At 63.5% G+C, this 22,619-nt stretch carries 21 protein-coding genes; 10 read left to right on the top strand and 11 right to left on the bottom strand.

Translation table 11 applies throughout. The features are described 5' to 3' along the window. Window positions 1–88: 88 nt before the first annotated feature. The 3 genes from pdeM to ACTIF6_RS25410 all read right to left on the bottom strand — a co-directional run bounded on the left by pdeM (window position 89) and on the right by ACTIF6_RS25410 (window position 3,910). The gene (pdeM, locus tag ACTIF6_RS25420) at window positions 89–754 is read right to left on the bottom strand and encodes a ligase-associated DNA damage response endonuclease PdeM (RefSeq protein ID WP_439590519.1); all 666 of its coding nucleotides are present in this window, start codon (window positions 752–754) and stop codon (window positions 89–91) included. Beyond that, a complete protein-coding gene (locus tag ACTIF6_RS25415) occupies window positions 747–3,209 on the bottom strand; it encodes a ligase-associated DNA damage response DEXH box helicase (protein ID WP_439590518.1) in 2,463 nt (820 codons plus the stop codon). Before ACTIF6_RS25415 ends, pdeM begins: the two co-directional genes overlap by 8 nt. 74 nt (window positions 3,210–3,283) lie before the next feature. Then, on the bottom strand, window positions 3,284–3,910 hold the full coding sequence (locus tag ACTIF6_RS25410; RefSeq protein ID WP_439590517.1) for an OmpA family protein: 627 nt from the start codon (window positions 3,908–3,910) through the stop codon (window positions 3,284–3,286). A 216-nt stretch (window positions 3,911–4,126) separates the two neighbouring features. Between ACTIF6_RS25410 and ACTIF6_RS25405 the strand changes: the two genes are divergently transcribed. After that, window positions 4,127–5,938 (top strand): patatin-like phospholipase family protein, encoded by a 1,812-nt coding sequence (locus ACTIF6_RS25405; RefSeq protein WP_439590516.1) that lies wholly within the window; start codon window positions 4,127–4,129, stop codon window positions 5,936–5,938. A 40-nt stretch (window positions 5,939–5,978) separates the two neighbouring features. After that, on the top strand, window positions 5,979–8,132 hold the full coding sequence (locus ACTIF6_RS25400; protein ID WP_439590515.1) for a CHASE2 domain-containing protein: 2,154 nt from the start codon (window positions 5,979–5,981) through the stop codon (window positions 8,130–8,132). A 6-nt stretch (window positions 8,133–8,138) separates the two neighbouring features. On the opposite strand, the gene ACTIF6_RS25395 is transcribed toward ACTIF6_RS25400, so the two are convergent. Then, a complete protein-coding gene (locus tag ACTIF6_RS25395; protein WP_439590514.1) occupies window positions 8,139–8,615 on the bottom strand; it encodes a FecR family protein in 477 nt (158 codons plus the stop codon). A 237-nt stretch (window positions 8,616–8,852) separates the two neighbouring features. Between ACTIF6_RS25395 and ACTIF6_RS25390 the strand changes: the two genes are divergently transcribed. Beyond that, complete coding sequence (locus ACTIF6_RS25390) at window positions 8,853–10,184, top strand: type II toxin-antitoxin system HipA family toxin (protein ID WP_439590513.1); 1,332 nt, start codon at window positions 8,853–8,855, stop codon at window positions 10,182–10,184. Window positions 10,185–10,194: 10 nt separating this feature from the next. Then, window positions 10,195–10,515, top strand: a complete 321-nt coding sequence (locus ACTIF6_RS25385; RefSeq protein ID WP_439590512.1) for a helix-turn-helix domain-containing protein — start codon at window positions 10,195–10,197, stop codon at window positions 10,513–10,515. A 10-nt stretch (window positions 10,516–10,525) separates the two neighbouring features. Here ACTIF6_RS25385 and ACTIF6_RS25380 read toward each other — a convergent pair whose 3' ends face one another. From ACTIF6_RS25380 to ACTIF6_RS25365, 4 genes are all read right to left on the bottom strand, one after another. Beyond that, on the bottom strand, window positions 10,526–11,173 hold the full coding sequence (locus ACTIF6_RS25380) for a helix-turn-helix domain-containing protein (RefSeq protein WP_439590511.1): 648 nt from the start codon (window positions 11,171–11,173) through the stop codon (window positions 10,526–10,528). A 92-nt stretch (window positions 11,174–11,265) separates the two neighbouring features. Next, complete coding sequence (locus tag ACTIF6_RS25375) at window positions 11,266–11,589, bottom strand: 4Fe-4S binding protein (RefSeq protein WP_439590510.1); 324 nt, start codon at window positions 11,587–11,589, stop codon at window positions 11,266–11,268. A gap of 18 nt (window positions 11,590–11,607) precedes the next feature. Beyond that, window positions 11,608–12,012, bottom strand: coding sequence for a cupin domain-containing protein (locus ACTIF6_RS25370; RefSeq protein ID WP_439590509.1), 405 nt, complete (start codon window positions 12,010–12,012; stop codon window positions 11,608–11,610). 179 nt (window positions 12,013–12,191) lie between these two features. After that, entirely contained in the window at window positions 12,192–13,511 is a 1,320-nt protein-coding gene (locus ACTIF6_RS25365; RefSeq protein ID WP_439590508.1) for an MFS transporter, read from the bottom strand. A gap of 364 nt (window positions 13,512–13,875) precedes the next feature. Between ACTIF6_RS25365 and ACTIF6_RS25360 the strand changes: the two genes are divergently transcribed. Then, on the top strand, window positions 13,876–14,493 hold the full coding sequence (locus ACTIF6_RS25360) for a DJ-1/PfpI family protein (protein ID WP_439590507.1): 618 nt from the start codon (window positions 13,876–13,878) through the stop codon (window positions 14,491–14,493). A gap of 46 nt (window positions 14,494–14,539) precedes the next feature. Here ACTIF6_RS25360 and ACTIF6_RS25355 read toward each other — a convergent pair whose 3' ends face one another. The 3 genes from ACTIF6_RS25355 to ACTIF6_RS25345 all read right to left on the bottom strand — a co-directional run bounded on the left by ACTIF6_RS25355 (window position 14,540) and on the right by ACTIF6_RS25345 (window position 17,360). Beyond that, window positions 14,540–15,562 carry a uroporphyrinogen decarboxylase family protein gene (locus ACTIF6_RS25355; protein ID WP_439590506.1) on the bottom strand — a complete coding sequence of 341 codons (1,023 nt, stop codon included), beginning with the start codon at window positions 15,560–15,562 and terminating at the stop codon, window positions 14,540–14,542. 399 nt (window positions 15,563–15,961) lie between these two features. After that, the gene (locus ACTIF6_RS25350) at window positions 15,962–16,720 is read right to left on the bottom strand and encodes an amino acid ABC transporter ATP-binding protein (RefSeq protein ID WP_439590505.1); all 759 of its coding nucleotides are present in this window, start codon (window positions 16,718–16,720) and stop codon (window positions 15,962–15,964) included. Next, window positions 16,713–17,360, bottom strand: a complete 648-nt coding sequence (locus tag ACTIF6_RS25345; RefSeq protein ID WP_439590504.1) for a helix-turn-helix domain-containing protein — start codon at window positions 17,358–17,360, stop codon at window positions 16,713–16,715. The genes ACTIF6_RS25350 and ACTIF6_RS25345 overlap by 8 nt, the downstream gene beginning before the upstream one ends. Window positions 17,361–17,519: 159 nt before the next feature. Here ACTIF6_RS25345 and ACTIF6_RS25340 point away from each other — a divergent pair, with 159 nt between their 5' ends. From ACTIF6_RS25340 to ACTIF6_RS25320, 5 genes are read left to right on the top strand one after another with little or no spacing between them, the layout of a single operon-like run. Next, window positions 17,520–18,557 (top strand): amino acid ABC transporter substrate-binding protein, encoded by a 1,038-nt coding sequence (locus ACTIF6_RS25340; protein ID WP_439590503.1) that lies wholly within the window; start codon window positions 17,520–17,522, stop codon window positions 18,555–18,557. Window positions 18,558–18,576: 19 nt separating this feature from the next. After that, a complete protein-coding gene (locus tag ACTIF6_RS25335; RefSeq protein ID WP_439590502.1) occupies window positions 18,577–19,680 on the top strand; it encodes an ABC transporter permease subunit in 1,104 nt (367 codons plus the stop codon). Beyond that, window positions 19,649–20,722, top strand: coding sequence for an amino acid ABC transporter permease (locus ACTIF6_RS25330; RefSeq protein WP_439590501.1), 1,074 nt, complete (start codon window positions 19,649–19,651; stop codon window positions 20,720–20,722). Before ACTIF6_RS25335 ends, ACTIF6_RS25330 begins: the two co-directional genes overlap by 32 nt. Beyond that, window positions 20,719–21,519 carry a PhzF family phenazine biosynthesis protein gene (locus ACTIF6_RS25325; RefSeq protein WP_439590500.1) on the top strand — a complete coding sequence of 267 codons (801 nt, stop codon included), beginning with the start codon at window positions 20,719–20,721 and terminating at the stop codon, window positions 21,517–21,519. The genes ACTIF6_RS25330 and ACTIF6_RS25325 overlap by 4 nt, the downstream gene beginning before the upstream one ends. Window positions 21,520–21,542: 23 nt before the next feature. Beyond that, window positions 21,543–22,475 carry an ornithine cyclodeaminase family protein gene (locus ACTIF6_RS25320; protein WP_439590499.1) on the top strand — a complete coding sequence of 311 codons (933 nt, stop codon included), beginning with the start codon at window positions 21,543–21,545 and terminating at the stop codon, window positions 22,473–22,475. Window positions 22,476–22,619 lie beyond the last annotated feature (144 nt).

Raw genomic sequence — 22,619 nt, 5'->3', positions numbered from 1 at the left:
AAACGACGTTCCCGGACAAGGTGTCCCTCGAGCCCCATTCGGGCCAGCATTCCTCGCCATTGCAGAAAGGATTGCCGAAACAGCGTGGTCAGCGTGTCGGGCCCATGTCGAGCAGATGCCCGTTCATGCAGGCGTGGCGTGAGAGGGCGTCGCGCACCAGCCAGCCGCCGGTGAACAGGGAGAAGGCCGGCAACACCAGTTGGTGGTCGATGTGCGCAAACGCGGGAAAGCGGCCGCGAAACCCCGGCACCCTCACCACCGGGTGCAGGTGCCCGCAGATCAGCAAGCGGCCGTCGCCTTCGAGCGCAGCTTGTGGTGCGTGTGCGAACACCAGCGGACTGTGCGCTTCCTCGACGCGGTCGCGGCGGTGCTCGATGCCCAGACCCGCCTGCGTGGCCGCCCGGTCGTGGTTGCCTTCCACCAGCAGCATCTCCAGCCCGGCGTGCCGTGCGCGGAAACCGGCCCAGTCTTCGCGCCAGTGCGTGTCCACCAGAGGCCCGTGCAGCAGATCCCCCAGAAACCACAGCGCCTCTGCGCGGCTGTGCTCGATGAGTGCGCTCAGGCGCTCCAGATCGTGGCGCGCGCTGCCCGCGGGCAGCGCGATGCCGGCCGCACGAAAGGTATCGTCCTTCCCCAGGTGCAGGTCGGCGACCAGCAGTCGGCGTTTTTCGGGCCAGTACAGCGCGCGGTCGGCGTACAGGCGCAGCGCAACACCCGCCAGCACCACCTCCATGGAGTCACCGCCATCAGCCATGGCGTTCCTGAAGCTGATCGGCGGCGCGCCGCACGCGCGTGCTCCAGTCTTCGGTGCTGAGTTCGCCGCGCACGGTTTCTGCCCACAGAGGAAAACTGAGCGGCGTCAGCGTGCGGGGCTGCCGAAGTTCGATGCGGCGCGCGGCGCAACGCGCGAGCGCTGCGGCCAGCGCCTGCACGTCCATCTGCGCCTCGAACACCTCGCGCACGGCCTGAGCCAGCAGCAGGTGATCGGGGTCGTAGCGCTGCAGCACGTCGAACAACAAACCGCTGGACGCCTGCAACTGCCGTTGGTTGCGTCGTGTGGTGCCGGGCATCGACGGGGTGAGCATGCCCGCCACGCGGGCGATGTCGCGGAACTGGCGGCGCGCCATCTCGGTCAGGTTCAGTCCCTCACGCAAGTCGTCCATCAATCCGTCCGGCGATAGGATCCTGGCGAGCGCACCTTCGTCCACGGCAAACGCTTGCTGCGAATTCAGCACGAAGCCATAGTCGTTCACCGCGAACACCACGGTGTGCGGCGCCAGGCGGCCCAGGCGCAGGGCGAACAGCGCGGCCATGCCTTCGTGCACCGAGCGGCCGGCGAATGGGTAAACAAACAGCGAGCCGCCACGGCGCATGTTCACCACCTCCACCAGCAGGGTCTGGGGTGTGGGCAGCGCCGACACGCGGGCTTGCAGATCCAGCAGCGGCGAAAGCGCCCGCAGCTCGGCGCTGTCGCGCGGGCCGCTCAACGCCGCCTCCACCGCCGCGCCGAGTTCGGTGGACAGCGGCAGCCGCCCACCCTGCCAGCGCGGCACGGCGGCCGTGGTGCCACGCGCGATGCGCACATAGGCCGTCATCTGGTCCATGGTCACCAGCTCCAGCGTGCGCCCGGCAAACTGGAAACGGTCGCGGGGTTTCAGGCGGCTGATGAAACTCTCCTCGACCGACCCGAGCGACGCACCGCGCAGAAAGCGCACCTCCACTGCGCCGTCGGCGGTGATGGTGCCGATGGACAGCCGGTGGTTCAGGGCCACGCGCCGGTCCGTCACGCGGTAGATGCCGTCTTCGTCCCGTTGCACCCGGTGGAAGTCGGGGTAGTTCTCCAGCGCCTGCCCGCCGCGTTCGATGAAGCGCAGCACGCCTTGCCACTGCACGTCGCTCAAGGCGGCAAAGGCGTGCGTGCCACGCACCTCGGCCAGCAGGGCGTCGGGCTGGAAGCCACCACCCAGTGCGAGCGTGACGCAGTGCTGCGACAGCACGTCCAGCGACAGGCGCGGCGGCCGCCGCGATTCGATCTGGCCCGCCTCGATGGCCCGGCGCGCCGCCGCGAACTCGGCCAGCTCCAGCGCGTGCGTGGGCACGCAGTGGATCACGCTGGACGCACCCGGTCGATGGCTGGCACGGCCCGCGCGCTGCAGCAGCCGGGCAATGCCCTTGGGGCTGCCCACCTGCAGCACCAGGGCCACGGTGGGAAAGTCCACGCCCAGGTCCAGGCTGGAAGTGGCCACCACGCAGCGCACGCTGCCGTCGCGCAGACCCTGCTCGGCGGCCATGCGCAAACCCGTGTCCAGCGAGCCGTGGTGCAGCGCCAGGGCCTCGGGCGCTTCCAGCCAGATGGACGAGAGGGCGCGGTGCCACAACTCGGCCTGCGCGCGCGTGTTGGTGAACAGGATCGCGCTGCGCGTGCCGGCGATGAGCTTCATGACGCCTTCGAGCTGCGACAGGCCCAGGTGTCCTGCCCACGCAAAGCGCTCGGGTCGGGCGGGCAGCAGCGTCTTGAGCGTGGTGGTGCGCTTGCGCGCGTGGCGCACCACCGGCGCGTCAGGCCGGTGCGGCAGCAACACGTCGCGCGCCTCGTCCAGGTTGCCCAGCGTGGCCGAGAGGCCCCAGGTTACCGCCTCGGGCGAGATGGCGCGGATGCGCGCCAGGCCCAGTTGCAGCAGCACGCCGCGCTTGTTGCCCAGCAGTTCGTGCCACTCGTCCACGATCACGCCGCGCAATCCCTTGAGCAGCCCCGCAGTCTCGGGGTAGGAGAGCAGCAGCGCGAGCGACTCCGGCGTGATCACCAGCACCTCGGCCTGGCCCTGCCGGGCCAGGCGTCGGTCGCGCGAGGTGGCATCGCCCGTGCGCTTGGCCACGGTCCAGCCCAGCCCCAGTCCGTCGATGGTCTGCTGCAGTGCGTGTGTGGTGTCGGTGGCCAGGGCGCGCAGTGGCGTGATCCACAGCAGGCGCAGTCGCGAAGGCTTCGCACGCGACCGCACCGGGTCGGGCAACGCGGGCTCCAGGCCACGCAAACCTTCCAGCAGCGCGCCGCCAAAGGCCGCCAGCGTCTTGCCGCTGCCGGTGGGCGTGACCAGCAGGCCCGACTCCCCGCGCAACCAGTGTCGCCACACCGTGCGCTGAAACGGCGCGGGTGACCAGCCCCGCTGGGCGAACCAGGCGAGCAAGGCGGCGTCGGCATTTTCATTCACGGGAGCTTCGGCCTGGATGCTGTGAAGGCTTTACCCGACGGGCCGTGAACCGGCTGGCATGGAGCCGCCCCCACTCAGCGAATCGTGACCTGCACCCGTCGATTGCGAGGCTCCGCCACGCCGTCCTTGGTCGGAATGAGCAGGTTCTTTTCGCCGTGCGATTCCAGGGTCAACGCCGAAAACTTCATCCCGGAAACCTGCAACCGGTCCGCCACCACTTTGGCGCGTTGTGCTCCAAGCACCACGTTGTCTTCGGCGCTGCCCACCGTATCGGTGTGACCAATCACCACCACCTCGACAATCGATTGCGCCGCGCGGGTTTTCCAGCGATTCATCAGGTCGGTGAATTGAGTTTCTGATTCGTCGGTCAACTGAATTCCCCCCGAGAGGAAATACAGCACGAAATGCTCAGGCGGGGCAGGTTGGGCTTCCTGGGCCGCTGAAAAGTCGGACTTCAATTGCACGCCATCGAGTTCGGCCTTGACTTCCTTGCCATCAATCCCCGCCACCTGCCCGGCGCGGCTCAACACCTGGTTGCCCTTGGGTCCGCTCACGATCACCTGACCCACCGCACCGTCCGGATCGGGCACCAGAACCACATAGGAGCGCGGAATGGTGGGCGCGCACGCTGCCAGCAACAGCAGCGCGCCCAGAAGGCCCGTTGCCCGCACCCAACGACGAAGGTTCTGCATTTCAAACATGGCAGGCGGTCCAATTCTTCAAAGTCGATCGGCACGCCAATGCGTGCCGGGCGGGAGGGATCTTTGGGCGCAAACGTCGCGTATTGCCGGAGACAGGAAATGGCGGGTTGCGATGCTAGTATCGCCGCTGTCTGAATACCCCGGGGGGATCTGGGGTGCCGTTGAATTCCAGATGCCGCATGTCCTCGTGTGTGGCTTCACTCCATTGAGAGCGACATGACAGCAGACGATAACGAATTCCAGCGGCGGCGCGACGTATTGGCGACCTATCTGCGCGACAATTTTCCGGGCATTGACCAGGAGACGCTGCAAAACATTCAAGACAGCGTTCAATGGATCGAGTTGCGCGCGGGTGACGTGCTCATGGAACAGGGCGAGGCGGGGGACGCCGCCTACCTCACGGTCAGCGGCCGGCTGCGCGTGTACGTCAAGACCGACGACGGCGTGCCCCGCATGGTGCGCGAACTCGGGCGCGGTGAGATCACGGGGGAAATCAGCCTCTACACCGATGCAAAGCGATCGGCCACGCTGGTGGCCATCCGAAGGACCGTGGTGGTGCGGCTGGACAAGGCGCGCTTCACGGCGCTGGTGGCGCGCAATCCGCAGGTGTCGATTGCGCTTACCCGCAAGATCATCGACCGGCTCCAGACCCAGCATGACCGGCGCCCCTTGCCGCCTCCGGTCACGGTGACGCTGCTGCCCATCACCGGTGGCAGCGTGGATGCCGTGGCCATGGCGCAGCGCCTCACCCAGGCGCTGGCAAAGTTCGGCCGCGCCTGCTGGGTGGAGGCCGGCCATACGCTGGCCGAGCTTGAAGACCTGGAGGCCGAGCACGACTTCGTGCTGATGGTGGCCGACCCCGAGCCGAGCGAATGGACTCAACTGTGCATCAGCCAGAGCGACGAGGTGCTGCTGCTGGCCGACGCCACGCAGCCCGCCGCCGTGCACCCGGTGGAAGAGATCTGCATGGTCAATCCGCCACAGCGCAGCGAGGTGGCGGAAACGCTGGTGCTGCTGCACCCCGCGGACATCCGGTCGCCGCTGGGCATGCGCCAGTGGGTGGAGCGCCGGCCCGTGGCTGGCCACGTGAACCTGCGCCCCGCGCTGGACAGCGACATCGCGCGGCTGGCCCGCCTGCTCAGCCGCAACGCGATCGGCCTGGTGCTGGCGGGAGGCGGTGCGCGTGGCTTTGCCCATCTGGGCGTGTGGAAGGCGCTCGACGAGCTGGGCATCGAGATCGATTGCGTCGGCGGCACCAGCATGGGCGCCGTCATGGCCGCGGCCATTGCGGCCGACCGGAGCATTCCCGACACCATCCACGTGATCCAGCAGGCCTTCAAGATCAATCCCACCGGCGACTACAACATGTTGCCCCTGATCTCGCTCATCAAGGGCCGACGCGTGCGGGCCATCATCGAGCGCTCCATTGCATCGCTGATGGGTGGGCCGGTCGACATCGTCGATCTCTGGAAGGGCTACTTCTGCATCGGCAGCAATTACTCGCAGGGCTGCGAGATGCAATGGCAAAAGGGCGACCTGGGCCGCGCGCTGCGCGCGAGCATCGCCATTCCTGGCGCGCTGCCGCCGGTGGTGATGGACGGTGAGCTCTTCTGCGATGGCGGCACGTTCAACAACTTCCCCGCCGATGTCATGAGAAACATGCGTGGCGTGGGCAAGGTGATCGGTGTGGACCTCAGCGCCCGCCGAGCCCGCCGGCTCGACTTCGACGAAATGCCCAGCGCCTGGCAGGTCTTCTTCGACCGGCTCAAGCCCCGCGCCCGGCAGCGCTACCGCGTTCCTTCGCTCGTGTCGTACCTGCTCAACGTGTCGGTGCTCTACAGCGTGTCGCGGCAGTCGGAATCGCGCAAACAGACCGACCTCTATTTCAACCCCGAGTTGTACAAGTTCGGCTTTCTGCAATGGGGACGCTTCTCGTCCATCGTCTCCAAGGGCGACTCCCATGCGCGCGAGGTCATTGGTGCCCTCAGCCACCCCGAGAAGCAGTCGTGGGGCATCCAGGAAGCCTGAGCCCGGTGCAGGGCGGCGGCCAGCGCCGACCTGACACCACATGAAAAGAATGCTGTCCCTGCGTTCGGTGGCCGCGTTGCTCAGCCTCGCCACGGCTGCGCTCGGCCTGTTGTTGGTGCTGGCCGACCCCCTGGCGCTTCAGGCCCTTCGGCACCACGGGTTCGATCAGTACCAGCGCTGGCAACCCCGAGCTTTCGAGGCCGTGCCGGTGCGCATCATCGACATCGACGAAGCCAGCCTGGAGAAGATCGGCCAATGGCCCTGGCCGCGTCACAGGCTGGCCCAGCTGGTGGACCAGCTCGGGGCCAAGGGTGCGGCGGTCATCGGCTTCGACGTGGTGTTCGCCGAGCCGGACCGCACCTCCCCCCGCCGCGCTGTTGCCGAATGGGCCTTGTCGCCCACCCAGGCGCGCACGCTCGAAAACCTGCCAGACCACGACGCGAGCTTTGCCGCCGCCATCGCCCGACACGACGTGGTGCTGGGCTTCGCGCTGCGCAGCGACGCCGCAGCATCGCCATTGCAACAGGCCACCCCCCCGAACGCGCCTTACCGCTACGTGTGGGTGGGCGAGCCCAGCCCCCAGGCGCTGCACGCATTCCCCACGGCAGTGCCACCGTTGCCGCTGCTGGATGCTGCAGCCAAAGGCAGTGGCGTGCTCACCTTCGTGCCCGATGGCGACGGCGTGGTGCGCCGCGTGCCCCTGGTTCTGGCGTTGGCAAGCACCCCCGTGCCCAGCCTCAGCGCCGAGCTGCTGCGCGTGGCGCAGGGCACCGACAACTACATCCTGCGGCGGGCCGAGGGCGAAGCGCCCGCGCTGGCCGAGGTGCGCATTGGCCAGGCGAATGTGCCCACCAACGCTCGGGGCGAAATGTGGCTGCACTACACCACCGAGCAGCCTCAGCGCTATGTGCCCGCCTGGAAGGTGCTGGCTGGCGACGTGGATCCCGCCTTGCTCGAAGGACACATCGTGCTGGTGGGCGCCTCCGCACAGGGCCTGATGGACCTGCGCTTCAACCCGCTGGGCCGTGTGATGCCTGGCGTGGAGGCACACGCGCAGGCGCTGGAACAGGTGCTCTCAGGGCACTACCTGAATCGCCCCAGCTGGGCCCTGGCGGCCGAGGCGCTGGCGGTGGTGCTGGGTTGCGTGGCCGTGGTCTGGATCGGCGCCTTCGTGCCTTCACTGTGGGCCGCTGCCCTGGCCCTGGGCATGGTGGGTGGCGTGCTGTGGGGCGGCTGGTCCGCGTTCTCGAACCACCGCCTGCTGCTCGACAGCTTCACGCCCGCGCTCGCCTGGGCAATGGCCTTTGTGCTGGCCAGCCTGTGCCGGCATTTCTGGAGCGAGCGCCAGCAGCGCTGGGTGAAGGAAGCGTTTTCCCGGTACGTCTCACCCAACAGGGTGGAATACCTCATGAAGAACCCGGGGCAACTGGAGCTGGGCGGCAAGCGCCAGCAGTGCAGCTTCGTCTTCACCGACCTGGCCGGCTTCACGAGCCTCATGGAGTCCATCGACCCGGCGGAGGCGGTCACCCTGCTCAACCGCTACCTCGAAGAAATGATCTCCATCGCCTTCCGCCACCACGGCACGCTGGACCGCATCGTGGGCGACGCCCTGGCCATCATGTTCTCCGCGCCCGTGGTGCAGCCCGACCACGCGCAACGCGCGCTGGACTGCGCCATGGAAATGCACGCTTTTGCCACCGGCTACGCGGAGGACCTGCAAGCCAGAGGCATTGCGTTCGGCCACACACGCTTCGGCGTGCACACGGGCGAAGTCATCGTGGGCAACTTCGGTGGCGGTGCCATCTTCGATTACCGCGCGCTGGGCGATCCGGTCAACACCGCGGCCCGGCTGGAGAGCGTGAACAAGCACCTGGGCACGCTCATCTGCGCGTCCGAAGCCACGTTGTCGGCCTGCGCGAACGTGTCGGCACGGCCGGTAGGGCAGCTCGTGCTCAAGGGCAAGAGAGCAGCGTTGAAGGTGTTCGAGCCGTTGCCTGAGGAACTGCCACTGGGCTATGCGCCCACCGACCTCTACCAGTCGGCCTATGAAGCCGTGCGGGATGGCGACGAGCAGGCGCAGGCGCAATTCGAAGGACTGTACGAGCGCTACCCCCTTGACCCGCTCGTGAACCTGTATTGCGCGAGGCTGGCGCAGAACGAGCTGGGCGACCGGATCGTGCTCAGCTCGAAGTGAGCGCCGTCACTCTTCTTCCACCTTCAGCAGGAACTGCGTGCCACGCACGCCAATCATCCCCGTGGGCGTCTTCACCGTCACGGCCTCCGGCTGCAGCTTGGCGATCACGCCCGACACGTAGTTCAGCGTGCCCTTGCCCATGCGGGCGCCCAGCTTGAGCTTGCCTTCGCCCGGCTCGTACAGGTACTCATCCACCGTCAGTTCCGTGCTCGGCCCGAAGGACATGATGGTGTTGTCCTTGAAGATCACGCCCATGCTCGATTGCGCCTCGGTCTTGAGCGCGCTGCCCTGGTGCAGTGGCGTGCCAGCCTGTGCCTCCACCACCTTGCCATCGGTGGTGACCGTGGCCGTGCCCTTGACGTTCTTCACGTAGCCCACAGGCACCTTGGCATCCTGCGCGGCGGCCACGCCCGCCCACGATGCCAGTACCAGGCCCATGGCCGAAGCGAGCACAAAAGAGCGGGTGAAGGGGGTCGTCGTCATGGCTGGAGCTCCCGGCAAAGGGTAGGAGAGGGCGGGCGGCATCGCCCGAAATCTCCAAGCACAGGGAACGCCCGGTGAGGGAATGCGACCGACAGGCGGGATGATAAACGGTCTGACCGGATACGCCTACCCGCATTTTGGGGATGCAACCGTACAGAGTTGGTCTGTTATATTTACACGAAAAAATATCAATAATATAGGAAAAATTCCATTTATATTGGATATAATTTCGTGTAAATGAAGAAATCATGCACCCTGCAACTGCACGCCCATGGTGCTTGGCACGACGTGGTGGGTGTGAGCCTGTCCGGCTCTGAACTCGAAGGGTGGAAAACCCGGACCTACTCGGGCTATGCGGTCGAATGGGCCGTGGAACACGCTGAGGCGATCGACGCGCATGCGCTCTGTGCCCGATGGCCGGTGGGCCTTGAGCCTCTGCAGTTGCCCCATTGGCCGGTGGCCCTTATCGACATGTTGCCCCAGGGGTTTGGTCGGCAAGAACTGCTTCGGCGCATCGGTCGAGCTCCCACGGCTGGCGTTGTGGCCGACTGGGAACTGTTGCTGGCCGGTGCCGGAAATCCCATCGGCCATCTGAGGGTCAAGGAAGCCGCCGAATGGCTCGGTGCCAACGCCGGGGCACAGCGCGGGTTCACCGATGACGAGGTGGCGCAGCGAGGCGACGAGTTCTCCGAGTACCTGGCCTCGCACGGCCTTTTCGTGGCGGGCTCGTCCGGCGTGCAGGGCGAGTGGCCCAAAGTGCTGCTGACGCGCGCCCACGATGGGCTTCTCTACCTGGATCACACCTTGCCTGACGAGCACGCGGACGAACACTACATCGTCAAGTTCGGCCGGGGAATGGATGCGCGAATGGCCAGCATCCTCCGGCATGAAGCGTTCTACATGGACATCGCCGGGTTGCTGGGCCTGCGCGTGCATGCGCCGCTGGTGTTGCGCGAACGCGCGCTGTTCATTCCCCGGTTTGATCGGCGCGTGATCGGCGGCGGTCAGGTCACCCGTCTGGCGCAGGAAAGCATCGCCACCCTGACTGGCATGCCGGGGTTCGAGGCCGTGCCGAGCCACGATCAGGTGTGTCTGAACCTGACTCGCCATTGCACCCACCCGCAGGACGAGGTGCTGGAATACCTCAAGCGCGACATCGCCAATCTGGCCTTGGGCAACAAGGACAACCATGCGCGCAACACCGCGGTGCAGCGGGACTTCCATGGCCACATCGCCCTGACGCCGCTGTACGACTTCGCGCCCATGTACCTTCACCCCGACGGCATCGCCCGGCGCATTCGATGGGAAGGCAACGATGGAGGCCAGCCCGACTGGGCGCGCGTGCTGGATCGCGTTGTCGAACTGGGTGAAGAGGTTCAGCGTGAACGTGGGAAGAAGGGGGCGGGGCTGGTGCAACGCGAGCCGCTGGTTGAAGGCCTGAAAACCATGGTGCCCGCACTGGAACGCATCGCCGAAGAAGGTGAGGCTCTGGGCCTGGACGCCGAGGTGCTCACCCACCTGCGGCCCGGCATCCTGGCGCGGGCGAAAGAACTGGCCGCACTGAAGTGACGGGAAGACGATGGACAAGCGTTTCACCCCCCTTTCCCTGGCTGAGCAACTGGAACTGCGCAAGCAGGCCCTTGACGATGTGCTCGCGCACCCCGAATGGTCGTTGGCGCAGTCGGTGCGGCACCTGAAGAAAACGATGCGACTGACCACGGCCGAAATGGCCAGGCTCTCCGGTGTGGCCTATCGCACCATTCAAGACATCGAGCAGGAGCGCAGCGACGGCAGCGTTCAGACGATGAACCGCATCCTCGGCATGCTGGGGCTCAAGCTGGGCGTGGCGCGTGTGACCAGCGAGCCTGAAACTCCATCCGCTCGCGAAGATCTGGGCTGAGTGCGCATCCTCAGGCCAGGCTGGCCTTGGAGCCTGCTGGCGAGTACATCACCACCAGCGCGGTGGCCGGACCGGACAGCGCGTGCCCGCGGTGAGGGATTCTCGAATCGAAGTGGATGGTGTCGCCCGGCTCCAGCACGAACTTGTCCATGCCCACCTGCCATTCCACACGACCGGTGAGCACGTGCATCATTTCCTCGCCCTCGTGTTCGAAGAAGACGAACTTGTCCACCTTGTCGGGGAAGGAAAAGATGAAAGGTTGAAGGGCTCGGCCCGTTGTGGCGTCGGTGAGGGCGAAGTAGTCGTAGCCGAACTGGCTGCCGCCCATCACAGTAGGGCGCTTGTCGGTTTTCTTCACGAAACTCACCCCGCGCCAGGCCGCGTGCGAAGTCTCGGTGAGCAGGCTGGCTGCCTCGATGCCCAGCACGTCGGCGATGCGCGAGAGCGTGCCGATGGGCGGGACCTTCTTGCCGTTTTCAATGCGCGAGAGGTAGGCCTTGCCAAAACCGGATCGCTCGGCCAACTCGGCCAGCGTGAGCTGCGCTTCGAGACGGCGTTCCTTCAAACGCGTGCCGAGCGCGATATGGGCTTCGACCTCTTTGGACCCTTCATATGCGGCGGCGGGCTGGACGGACTTTTTCGGGCGAGCTGACACCATGTTTCCTGAAATTTCCCAATGGTTGCTTTGTTGCCCAGCATAGCGCATGCGCTGGCGCGCTCCATGGGGGGATTTCCTGCCCTGGCGGTCCTTCAGGGGACGATCAGGCGGTGGCGCTTGGTGGTCTCGAACGCGTTGGCGTCTGCATCGGGCAGGGGCTGCAGTTCGCGCACCACGGGCCAGACGGCAGCGAGCTCCGCGTTGAGCTCACGGTAGGCCTTCTGATCCGGGGCGAGATCGGTGGCCGCCACGATGGCTTTTACCGGGCACACCATTTCGCACAGCGAGCAGTTGGCGCAGGTGGCGGGGTTGATGACGACGAAGTTGGGCCCGCCATGGAAAGCGTCTTGCGGGCACACGGCCACGCACTCGCCATAGCGGCAGGCAATGCAGGCTTCGGTGACGACGTAGGCCATGGCGGGCGCTGGCTCCGGTTACTGTTTGTCGGCTTCGAAGCCGGCTGCGTTGAAGAAGATGTTGGGCTTGCGGTAGACGGCGAGGATGGTGCAACCGGTGTCGGACCGCGTCTCGTGCAGCGACCCCGGGTGGCGGTAGACGTACTGGCCGGCGTAGCAGGTGCCGTCGTGGTCGGAGAAAGAGCCTTCGATCACGTAGCTCTGCTCGATCTCCGGGTGCTTGTGGAAGGGCAGCACGGCGCCCGGCTCCCACTTGAGCAGCACCGTCATTTCGCCTTCTTCGTCATTGCGGTAGAGCACCTTCATCTGGATCTTGGGAAACTGCGAAGGCTTCCACTCCATCTTGGCGGGGTCCACATAGACAGAACCTCCGATGGTCGGCTCGAGTTTCCCGCTGAGTCGTTCTTTGAATGCGCTGGTCATGGCTTTTCTCCTAAGGCTTGATGCACCCGATGCCGGCTGGGTGCTGACGAGGTTGTCCAATGGGAAAACCTCGTTGGGGCTTGGCAATGGCGCCTGGGGTCGGCCTGCTGGCATGAGGGCAGGCCGACGGTCTGTGCAGAGACCACCCGGGTTGCCAGCCCGGGCGCGCAAAAGAAACCCTATACCCGCACCGAGCTGTCGCGCGTTTCATGCGCATAGCAGGCCGCCACGAAAGTGATGATGGCCAGACCGATCAGCAGCATGGAAACACCCGCTGAACCACCCATCTTCTGCACCAGGATGGCGGACATGATGGGCGTGAGGCCACCACCAATGGCCGCCGAGACCTGGAAGCCGAACGATGCACCCGTGTAGCGCACCTTGGCGCCGAACAGTTCAGGGAAGTAGGTGGCCTGCGGGCCGAACATCAGGCCGTGGCCGAAGCTCAGCGCCACGGCCACCGCGATGATCACGATGAACGGATCGCGCGTGTCCATCAACCAGAACAGCGGGAACGCGAAGAAGAACGTGAAGATGGTGCCCGCGAAGTAGAAGGGCCGCCTGCCGATGCGATCAGAGAGATAGCCAAACAGCGGGATCGTGATGATCTCGATGGCCGCAGCGATCATGATCGCGTTGAGCATCAGCGACTTGGGCAGGCCCAGGTTGTTGACGGCGTAGACCACCATGAAGACGGTGAGCATGTATACCCACGACACCTCGCAGATCTTCAGGCCCACGGCGATCAGGAAGTTTTTGGGGTTGCGGAACACCGCGTCGTAGAACGGGTTCTTGGCGATTTCCTTCTTGGCCTTCATTTCCAGGAACACGGGTGACTCGGACACCTTGAGCCGGATGAACGTGCCCAGCGCTACCAGCACGATGCTGGAGAGGAAGGGAATGCGCCAGCCCCACGAGAGGAAGTCCTCTTCCGGCAGGCGCGACACCAGCGCGAACACCGAAGCGGAGAGGATGAGCCCGATCGGAAACCCGATCTGCACCAGGCTGCCGCAGAACCCGCGCCGGTGCTTGGGCGCGTGCTCGAGCACCATCAAGGCCGCGCCGCCCCATTCACCCCCCAGCCCGATGCCCTGCACGATGCGCAGGGTGACCAGCAGGATCGGCGCCCAGATGCCGATCTGGGCGTAGGTGGGCAGCAGGCCAATGGCGAAGGTGCCCAGACCCATGATGACCAACGTGATGAGCAGCATGGATTTGCGGCCCACCTTGTCACCCAGGAAACCGAAGAAGGCGCCACCGAACGGACGCGCGAAGAAGCCCACCGCCGCGCTGCCGAGCGCGGCCAGCGTGCCCAGGAACGGGTCGTCGGCGGGGAAGAACAGCTTGTTGAAAACCAGCGCGGCGGCGGTGCCGTAGATCAGGAAGTCGTACCACTCGATGATGGTGCCAATCGAACTGGCGAAAACGACCTTTCTGACCTCGGAAGGATGGGTGCTGGCCGGCTCGGATGTGTGCTCGGCCGTTGCGGAGTAGCTCATATCGGTGTCCTGTGGAGTGGTCCGCGCACTGCAAGGGCGAAGCAGGCCCCGGCCGCGCGCAGCAGCTGTTCGAATGGAGGAGAGGAGAGGCGGAGGAGCGATTGCGTGTCGCTGTGGGGGCCGGATCATCGGGGCCATCTGCACCGCCCCCGGTAAGGATTCGGTGCGCGCTGCTGTCGCTCAGGACGGGTGAGGCTTGAACGGTGCTGGCATCGGCTGGCTCCTTCAAAGAGGTTGGACTGGCCACGGTTGTCGGGCCAGTGCGGCGATGTTAAGTTTGTTTCCCAATAGACAACATATCGAAAACCCTGATATATTGTTTCCCATTCGGAAACTATTCTGACGGCTTTTCAGGAGCTTCAACATGCACGTCACCTTCCTTCTGTACGAGGGCATCGAGCCCGTGGACCTGGCCGCCATTGGCGTCATCTCGATGGCTCGTCGCATCATTCCCGAGTTGTCCTACGAAACCGTCGCGGCCCGGCGCGAGCCCGTCCAGTTCTCCAATGGCCTCATGGTGGTGCCCGCCAGAACTTTCGACGAAGTGAAAGACGTGGACGTGTTGCTCGTGCCCGGTGGGCCCGGCTGGCGTAAAGCCTCGCAAGACCCCGCCATCCAGGCCTTCGCGCGGCGCGTGGCGCCAGGCGCCACGCTGTGCTCCGTCTGCACCGGCGCCATGATCTTCGCCGAGGCCGGCCTGCTCGATGGCAAGTTGGCGACCACCAAGGTGGAAGTGGTCCCGCCCGAGGTGTCACCCCTGCGCGAACTGCGCGAACGTTTCCCTGGCGTTCAGGCCAAACACGCCTTGCTGGTGGATGCGGGGAACGTGATCACCGGGGGCGGCGTGACGCTTTGCATCGATGCGGTGCTGTACCTGCTGGAGAAGCGTTTCGGCGAAGAGGCCGCGAACGAGGTGGCTCGCATCATGGAGTATTCGGCGGCCCGAAGCGCCAACCGGGCACGGCTGGCGGTGCTGGCCTGAGCAGCTTGGCGCGCGAGACCACTTCGGAAGGTGACCCGCACCCTCTCTATGGATACTCACTCCGCAACTGCTTCGCCGCCACCACCATGTTCTCCAGCTTGCCCTGCGCCACTTCCCGCGGCAGGTACTTCATGCCGCAATCGGGCGCCAGGATGATCTGCTCGGGCTTCACGTGCGCCAGTGCCTTGCGCACGCGATCGGCGATCACTTCGGGCGTCTCCACGTTCAGGTCCGACAGGTCCAGGCAGCCCAGCAGAAACTGTTTGCCTTCGAGCTGGCGCAACACCGACGTGTCCAGATGGGACTGCGCCGTCTCGAGCGAAACCTGCTTGCACCGGCACCCTGAGAGCTCGGGCAAAAAGGAATAGCCCGTGGGCCGCTCGTGGATGATGGCGGCGTAGCCAAAGCAGATGTGCACGCAGGTGGTGCCCTGCACGCCATCGAGCGCGCGGTTCAGCGCGGCCAGGCCGTATTGCCGGGCCTTTTCCGGTCGGGCCTGCATGTAGGGTTCGTCGATCTGCACGACGTCGGCACCCGCAGCAAACAGGTCCTTGATCTCTTCATTCACAGCCGCCGCGTAGTCCATCGCGGCCTCTTCTTCGCTGGCGTAGAAATCGTTCTGGGCTTGCTGAAGCATGGTGAACGGACCGGGCACGGTGATCTTGGTGCGCAGCTTCGTGTGTTTCTTCAGGAACTGAAGGTCTCCCACCTCCACCGCGTGCTTGCGCCGGATTTTCCCGACGATGCGGGGCACCGGGTTGGGGTGTCCCGAACGGTCCAGCGCGGTGCCGGGGTTGTCCAGGTCCACACCTTCGAGCGCCGTGGCGAAGCGGTTGGAATAGCTCTCGCGTCGGATCTCACCGTCGGAGACGATGTCCAGCCCCGCTTGTTCCTGCATGCGGATGGCGATCAGCGTCGCATCTTCCTGCGCCTGGGCCAGGTAGGCCTCTGGAATGCGCCACAACTCGCGGGCTCGAACCCGGGGCGGGAAGCGGCCAGCCAGCTTGGCGCGGTCGATGAGCCAGTCGGGCTGAGGAAGACTGCCGACGACGGTGGTGGGGAACAACATGGATGCACCTTTTAGTTGAGTCACAGGATGTCTCTGAAGCCTGCAAATCGACCGTACATGGCCGCGGCACATCGTGCAAGCTTGGTTTCCCCCACCTCCTTGGCCAACCCCGCCTGTCTCCTGTGACCCGGGTCACTTCACATGGAGCGCGCCGCAATTGAAACTGCCGGGATGGCTGCCGGTGCCATGCCCGTCGCAGTCCCTATCTTCCAGAGGCCCCCATGTTGTTCGACCCGTTGGTACGACTTTCCCTCTGCGGCCTTCTTGCGTTGGCTGCGTGGCCTGCCTGCGCCCAGATCGGGCCGCAGTTCGTGCGAAAGCTGAGCGATGGGGATCTGACCGAGTAATGGGTCAGACTCGCATAAGACACTGGCGCATGCCAAGTGCGGCATGCGGAGTTCAGTGGTGGAGTATCTGCCCGAGAAACTGCCTGGCTCTTTCCGTTTGCGGGTGATCGAAGAACGCTTGCGGTTCGGCAAACTCGGCGATCTTTCCATCGGCCATGAAGATCACGCGATCTGCCACCGCACGCGCGAAACCCATTTCGTGCGTCACGCAGATCATGGTCATCCCGGTGTCCGCAAGTCCGATCATGACGTCCAGCACTTCGGAAACCATTTCTGGGTCGAGCGCGGAAGTTGGCTCATCGAACAGCATGACCTTGGGGCGCATGCACAACGCGCGCGCTATCGCTACACGCTGTTGCTGTCCGCCTGAGAGCTGGCCTGGATATTTCCTGGCGTGTTCGGAAATCTGAACGCGTTTGAGCAGTTGCAGTGCCATTTCTTCCGCAGCAGCTGGATCCTGCCTTTGCGACCACACCGGTGCCAGCATGCAGTTCTCAAGCACGGTGAGATGAGGGAACAGGTTGAACTGTTGAAACACCATGCCCACCTCCTGCCGCACCGCTTCTACTTGCTTCGTCTGGCCTAGGTCCTTGCCCTGAACCAAGAGACTCCCGGATTGATAGGGCTCCAGACCGTTGAAGCAACGCACCAGGGTTGATTTGCCCGAACCCGAAGGGCCGCACACCACGACACGCTCACCTTGCTGAATGGAGAGGTCGATGTCGTGCAGTACCTGGGTCGCGCCGTACCACTTGTTCAGTCCAGTGGCCACGATGCTCGGTTGAGCGTTGTTGGCGCGGTTCTCATTCATGTGCGTTTTCCTGATGTTTCTGCAAGGCATCTCGGTCCGAGCAAATCCAAACGATTCTGGCCTCCTCGGGGCCGGTGGACACCAGCGCGTGTCCTGTGCGGCTGTCGAAGTAAACGCTGTCACCTTCATGGAGCGTGAGTGGTTCGTAGTGCTCGCTGTGCAAGGCGATGGATCCCGAAACCACATAAACGAACTCTTCACCCTCGTGAGAGGGCAGGGGGCCGAATTGCTGGTGACTTCGCGCCTTGATCGTGGCAAAGAGCGGAAGAAACTGCTTTCTGGATAAATCGGAGGCAAGCGCCTCGTACTCATAGTGCTCCGACGTGTGGCGCACACCCTGGCCTCGTCTGGTGACTCCGCGTCGCCCGGTCGAGACGGGTTCGACGCGTGGCTGAAACAGCTCGGCCACTTCCACGCCGAGACCGATGGCCAAGCGTTGGATCGTTTCGTACCCTGGCGAGAGTTGCCCGCTTTCAATCTTCGAGATGGTGGATGCCGCCAGGTCGCCCTTCTCCGCCAGCTCGGTGAGCGTCAGTCCTGCGCGGGTTCGCAGCGCTTTGACGATCGCCCCCAAGGCGCTTTGCGTTTTGGGGGCTCTGACGGATTTTCTGGCTCTTTCCGCAGGGTTTGTATTCCTCATAAGCACCTCATGATGGGAAAAAATATTTCCAATAGGAAAATTATTTGTGTATTATGCATCAACTTTTCGCGGTGGTGTTGCGCCTCAGCGCAGACGCGAAGAGCATTTTTGGAGAATGGTATGAACAGTTTGACCTCGATCTTTTCTGCCAGCCGGCGTATGGCCACGCTGGCCCTTATTGGGACTGCCGGGTTCGGTGGATCCGTGTTGGCTCAGACGCCCAAGAGTGCGCTGGACCTCATCAAGGATCGAGGCACGCTGCGCTGCAGCGCTCACAACGGCAGTTTCAGTGGCTTTTTCGAGCTGGACGACAAGGGCAACTGGAAAGGTTTCGACATCCAGTTCTGTAAAGCGCTCGCCGCCGCAACATTGGGCTCGGCGGAGAAGGTGACCTATGTGCCACTCAGTTGGGCGCAACGGTTTCCCTCGTTGATCTCCGGAGATGTCGACATCGTTTTCAAGGCCACGGGTTGGACGCTGTCGCGCGATACCAAGCAGAAGATTGATTTCAGCATGCCGTACTTCGTCGGTGGGTTCCAGTTCATGGTGCCCACGGCCTCCGGGATCAAGAGCGGCAAGGAGCTCGGTGGCGCGACTGTGTGCACAGCAGCTGGTACCAGCATCGAACCTGTTCTGGCGAGCTACATGGCTTCGGAAAACGTGAAGTTCAAAGTCGTCACCTATGAAAAGAGCGAAGAGTTGCAGGGTGCTTACTTCGCGGGCCGTTGCGACGCGCTGGCTGGTTGGGGCCCAAGCCTGGCCGTCACGCGAACACAGAAAGTGAAAGACCCCAGCACGCAGACCATCCTGCCCATCACACTCACGCTGGAGCCGATCTCGGCAGCGGTACGTGAAGACGACAAGAAGTTTCGCACCGTGGTCAACTGGACCATCGCTGCAATGATTCGTGCAGAGGAACTGGGCGTCACCAGTCAGAACGTGGACGGCATGCGCGCACAAATTGCGGCGAACCCTGCCGCCAACCCCGCCATGGCCAAGTTGTTGGGTGTTCAAAAGGGTGTGGGGGCCGATTTGGGCCTCTCCGACAACTGGGTCTACGACGTCATCAAACAGGTGGGCAACTACGGTCAGGTGTACGACCGCGAATTGGGCGCGGCCTCACCATACAAGCTGGACCGCGGAGCCAACCGCTTGTGGAGAAATGGCGGCTTGATCTATGGCCCGGTCTTCGATTGATGTCGGGCATGCCGGAGTTATGAACGCTTCTCCTGTTTCTGCAGCATCGCCCTGGATGAGGCTTTCCACAGGCAGCCTTCTGACCATCTTGGTGTTTGTCGCGATCGCGGTGGCCTATGTGATGGGTGAGCTGGATTTCCTGAGAAACGCCACCTCCTGGCAAATGGGGTTCTCGGTGATCACGCAGACGCCCAGCGATCCCTACTGGAAAACGATTGGAATCTCCGTTCTGAATACGGTTGTTCTGGCGGCCGTGTCGATTGCGCTGGCAACAGTTATCGGCAGTCTGGTGGCGTTTCTCGCGGTATCGGGGCATCCGTTGTGGAGTCGACTGGCGAAAGCCTATGTTCAGGTCTTTCGCAACATGCCTCTGATCCTGCAGGCGTTGTTCTGGTTTGCGGTCATCACGAACATGCCGGGTCCCCGACAGGCGTTCGGCATTGCCGGTGCGGTCGTCAGCAACCGGGGGGTGAGCATTCCCTTCCCGACGGCCGCGGGCCTTGCTGTGGTGGGCGCTGCGCTGGCTCTGGTCCTTTTGCTGTTTCTCCTCTCTCGCCGTCGGCGTCTCTTTCCAACAGGGCGAACATGGAAGCTGTTTGTCGTCGCCGCCTTGGGTGCGGGCGCCACGAGTCTATTGGGGTTTCCCGGCGAAGCGCTCTACTCGGTACCGAAGTTGCAGGGGTTCAACTTCGTGGGTGGTTTGTACGTACCGACGGAGTTGCTCGCTGTGCTGATTGCGCTTTCCATGTTCGGCTCGGCCTATGTCGCGGAGATCGTGCGCGGCGGCTTTGCGACCGTTCCTAAGGGCATGCTGGAAGCAGCACGCGCCCTGGCGTTGCCGACATGGGTGGTCGAATGGAAGGTGCGTGTGCCTTTGGCACTGCGGGCGGCCATCCTTCCGATGGGGAGTCAGTACACCACGCTGATCAAGGCTACCTCGATTGGCCTGGCGGTCGGGTTCACCGACCTTTTCGCGGTCACGCTGATGTCCATCAACCAGTCCGGCCATACCGTGGCGCTACTGTGTGTGATGACCGCGTGTTTCGTACTTCTCAATCAACTGGTGGTCTCCATCGCCAATGCGCTGAATCATGCATTTGAAGTACCTGGCCACGGCGCCTAGCAAAGACAAAGACGGAGGCACTGCGCCAGTCGTCAAGCGCGGTCTTTCGACCCTCCTGACGGTGGTCGCAGCGCTCTTCATCGCATGGCTGGGGTGGGTCGTCCTCCGTTGGGGTGTCATCGATGCCACCTGGAATGCCACTACTGCAGCTGAATGTACGCCGGGCGGTGCATGCTGGGCGGTGCTCAGAGCGCGCTACCACTTGATCCTGTTTGGTCTGTACCCCGTGGTTGAACAGTGGCGACCAGCTACAGCATGCGCCCTGGTCATACTGGCAGTGGCGCTGTTGCAATGGCCTCGCCTCTGGCGATCCGCCGTGCTGTTGTGGTCTGCTGTGTTGGTGGCGGCTGCGTTCGTGGTGTTGATGCATGGAGGCATCCTCGGCCTTCCTGCGGTGTCGACCGACCGCTGGGGTGGCTTTGCGCTCACGCTGTTTCTCTACCTCGTCGGCATCCTCCTGGGCTTTCCTACCGGTGTGGTGCTGGCACTGATGAGGCGTAGCAAGAATCGGCAGTTGGCTTACGCAACCGGGTTCGTGGTCGATGCCGTTCGCACGTTGCCCATGGTGATGATTCTGTTCTCCGTCGGTGTTCTGGCACCCATGCTGGCCCCTGGATGGCTCTCCGGCGACAAGCTCTGGCGCGTTGCCATTGCCTTTGCTTTTGTCTACGGTTGTTATCAGTCGGAAATCGTGCGCGCTGGCTTGCAGGCCATTCCCCGTCAACAAGAGGAAGCTGCAAAGGCATTGGCCTTGTCGCGCTACCTGCGCCTTCGCCTGGTTCTGTTGCCGCAGGGATTGACGAATGGCCTCCCTGCGACGGTGAACCTTCTCGTTGCAACCTTCAAGGAGACTTCGATCGTCGCCATCATCGGCTTCTTCGATTTCACTGCCTCGGCGCAGGCCGCGTACGGAAATGCCGATTGGGTCAACGCCTATCTGGAGGTATATCTCTTCATTGGCGCCGTCTATTTCGCTTGCGCCAGTGTCATCGGATGGCTGGGAAGCACGCTGGAGCACCGTTTGCGCGAGGCGAGGGCATGACCATGGAAATCCCCTACGTCCACGTTTCGGCCTTCACCGACACGCCAGGGCTCGGTAACTCGGCAGCCGTCTGCAAACTGAATGCATGGCTGGCCGACCATGAGCTGGCCAGACTTGCACAGACGATAGCGCTGCCGGTCACCTCCTTCATTGTGGATACCCAGCGTGGCTCGGAGTTGCGTTGGTTGTCCCGGTCGGGTGCGTTCGTGCAGTCCATGTGTGGTCATGGCACGTTGGCCGCTGCCTTTTTCATGGCAATGCACGGCCATGATCTGGAAGATTTCAGCTTTCTGACTCCCGGCGGCGAGGTTCCCGTACGCAAGCGTCACAAGCGCTTCTTTCTTTCTTTGTCGCAATGGAACGCAACGCCGATGCATGAGGGCTGGCTTGCTCTGAATGAAGCTTTGGGCGCAACACCAGTGGAAGTGCTTGCCGCCGGGCGGGACTTCCTGGCGGTGTTTTCATCCGAAGACGAAGTGCGCGCACTGAATCCAGATGTGAAAAAGCTGCTGGCACTGGGGAGGCACGGCTTCATTGCCACGGCTCCAGGTCGAACGCACGACTGTGTATCCCGATTCTTCTGTCCATCCTTCGGTTTGGGTGTCGACGAAGACCCGGTGACCGGATCTGCGCATTGCTCGATCGCTCCGCTGTGGGCAAAACGCCTCGGCAAGCCTCGAATCATGGCATTTCAAGCATCTTCTGCGGGCGGTGAACTCGAGTGCGAGGTCCACTCCCAGGTGGTCACCATTGGAGCCAGTGCGGTGCTGAAGTCCCATGAAACTGTGAGCATCTAACCGGCGCTGATGAAAAGATCTTCATGATTTTTCTTGACGAAGCACAGACGACCGAAGCCCTGCCTTTTGACCGGTTGATCGATGCCATGCGCGCCCTTTTTCGAGAGGGTTGTCATGTGCCAGCGCGTCATCTTCACGAGGTGAAGACGCCCGAAGCCACCGGAACGGTGCTCATCATGCCGGCCTGGACCGAGCGATATCTGGGAATCAAGACCGTCAACATCTATCCCAACAACGGGCAAAGGGGGTTGCCGGGCCTCTTCTCGGTCTATACCCTGTTTGATGCAACCACCGGCATGGCTCTCGCGCAACTTGATGGAAATGTCATCACCGCGCGCCGAACTGCAGCTGCATCCGCACTTGCTGCGTCCTACCTAGCGCGTCCAGATTCGAAGCGCATGGTTGTGGTCGGTACTGGACGCGTCGGGCGCCTTTTGCCCCAGGCGTACCAGGCGGTGTTGGGCATTGAGCACGTGGATGTATGGGGACGCAGTCTTGGATCGGCGCAAGCTGTGTGTGAAGGTCTTGCTGGCGAGCTCGGATCTCTCACGCCGATCGCTACCGGGCTTGATGTTGCGGTCAGTCAAGCCGACATCGTGAGCACGGCAACATTGGCCACCGAGCCGCTGGTCAGCGGCAATTGGCTTGCGCCAGGGAGCCACCTGGACCTTGTGGGGAGCTTCACGCCCAGGATGCGAGAGGCAGATGACGCCGCCTTCAGAAACGCCACAATTTTTGTGGACACTGAAGAAGCACTCGAAAAGAGTGGCGAACTTCTCGATCCCCTGTCGCGTGGTGTTTTTGATGCAGCGGATGTAGTTGCCACGCTGCAGGGTCTCTGCACCGGGATGCACCCAGGACGATCTCACGGCAGCGAGCGCACTGTTTTCAAATCAGTGGGTACCGCGTTGGAGGATCTGGCTGCAGCGATCCTGGCGTATGAGTACTGGCAATAGTGCGAAGAGGATTTTGTATGTGCTGGGGCGTTCACGTGTGGACTCTCTCTCATCACCCGTCGCTCCGATGTGACCCCGGTAACTTCACGCCAAGCACTCCGCGCTTGAAACTGGTCGGACAGCCGCTGGTGCTGCTGAGGAGGT

The organism is Hydrogenophaga sp., from assembly GCF_051860785.1.
Lineage (GTDB): Bacteria > Pseudomonadota > Gammaproteobacteria > Burkholderiales > Burkholderiaceae_C > Hydrogenophaga.
Note: the sequence above shows the minus strand (reverse complement) of the source record. Positions and strands in the feature narration are given on the sequence as shown.

Coding starts and splice junctions, on each gene's coding strand:
- ACTIF6_RS25410 (WP_439590517.1), bottom strand. CDS start 3,910: ATGTTTGAAATGCAGAACCTTCGTCGTTGGGTGCGGGCAACGGGCCTT.
- ACTIF6_RS25370 (WP_439590509.1), bottom strand. CDS start 12,012: ATGACCAGCGCATTCAAAGAACGACTCAGCGGGAAACTCGAGCCGACC.
- ACTIF6_RS25345 (WP_439590504.1), bottom strand. CDS start 17,360: ATGAGGAATACAAACCCTGCGGAAAGAGCCAGAAAATCCGTCAGAGCC.
- ACTIF6_RS25340 (WP_439590503.1), top strand. CDS start 17,520: ATGGCCACGCTGGCCCTTATTGGGACTGCCGGGTTCGGTGGATCCGTG.
- ACTIF6_RS25385 (WP_439590512.1), top strand. CDS start 10,195: ATGGACAAGCGTTTCACCCCCCTTTCCCTGGCTGAGCAACTGGAACTG.
- ACTIF6_RS25365 (WP_439590508.1), bottom strand. CDS start 13,511: ATGAGCTACTCCGCAACGGCCGAGCACACATCCGAGCCGGCCAGCACC.
- ACTIF6_RS25360 (WP_439590507.1), top strand. CDS start 13,876: ATGCACGTCACCTTCCTTCTGTACGAGGGCATCGAGCCCGTGGACCTG.
- ACTIF6_RS25400 (WP_439590515.1), top strand. CDS start 5,979: ATGAAAAGAATGCTGTCCCTGCGTTCGGTGGCCGCGTTGCTCAGCCTC.
- ACTIF6_RS25335 (WP_439590502.1), top strand. CDS start 18,577: ATGAACGCTTCTCCTGTTTCTGCAGCATCGCCCTGGATGAGGCTTTCC.
- ACTIF6_RS25350 (WP_439590505.1), bottom strand. CDS start 16,720: ATGAATGAGAACCGCGCCAACAACGCTCAACCGAGCATCGTGGCCACT.
- ACTIF6_RS25380 (WP_439590511.1), bottom strand. CDS start 11,173: ATGGTGTCAGCTCGCCCGAAAAAGTCCGTCCAGCCCGCCGCCGCATAT.
- ACTIF6_RS25395 (WP_439590514.1), bottom strand. CDS start 8,615: ATGACGACGACCCCCTTCACCCGCTCTTTTGTGCTCGCTTCGGCCATG.
- pdeM (WP_439590519.1), bottom strand. CDS start 754: ATGGCTGATGGCGGTGACTCCATGGAGGTGGTGCTGGCGGGTGTTGCG.
- ACTIF6_RS25355 (WP_439590506.1), bottom strand. CDS start 15,562: ATGTTGTTCCCCACCACCGTCGTCGGCAGTCTTCCTCAGCCCGACTGG.
- ACTIF6_RS25375 (WP_439590510.1), bottom strand. CDS start 11,589: ATGGCCTACGTCGTCACCGAAGCCTGCATTGCCTGCCGCTATGGCGAG.
- ACTIF6_RS25320 (WP_439590499.1), top strand. CDS start 21,543: ATGATTTTTCTTGACGAAGCACAGACGACCGAAGCCCTGCCTTTTGAC.
- ACTIF6_RS25325 (WP_439590500.1), top strand. CDS start 20,719: ATGACCATGGAAATCCCCTACGTCCACGTTTCGGCCTTCACCGACACG.
- ACTIF6_RS25330 (WP_439590501.1), top strand. CDS start 19,649: ATGCATTTGAAGTACCTGGCCACGGCGCCTAGCAAAGACAAAGACGGA.
- ACTIF6_RS25390 (WP_439590513.1), top strand. CDS start 8,853: ATGAAGAAATCATGCACCCTGCAACTGCACGCCCATGGTGCTTGGCAC.
- ACTIF6_RS25405 (WP_439590516.1), top strand. CDS start 4,127: ATGACAGCAGACGATAACGAATTCCAGCGGCGGCGCGACGTATTGGCG.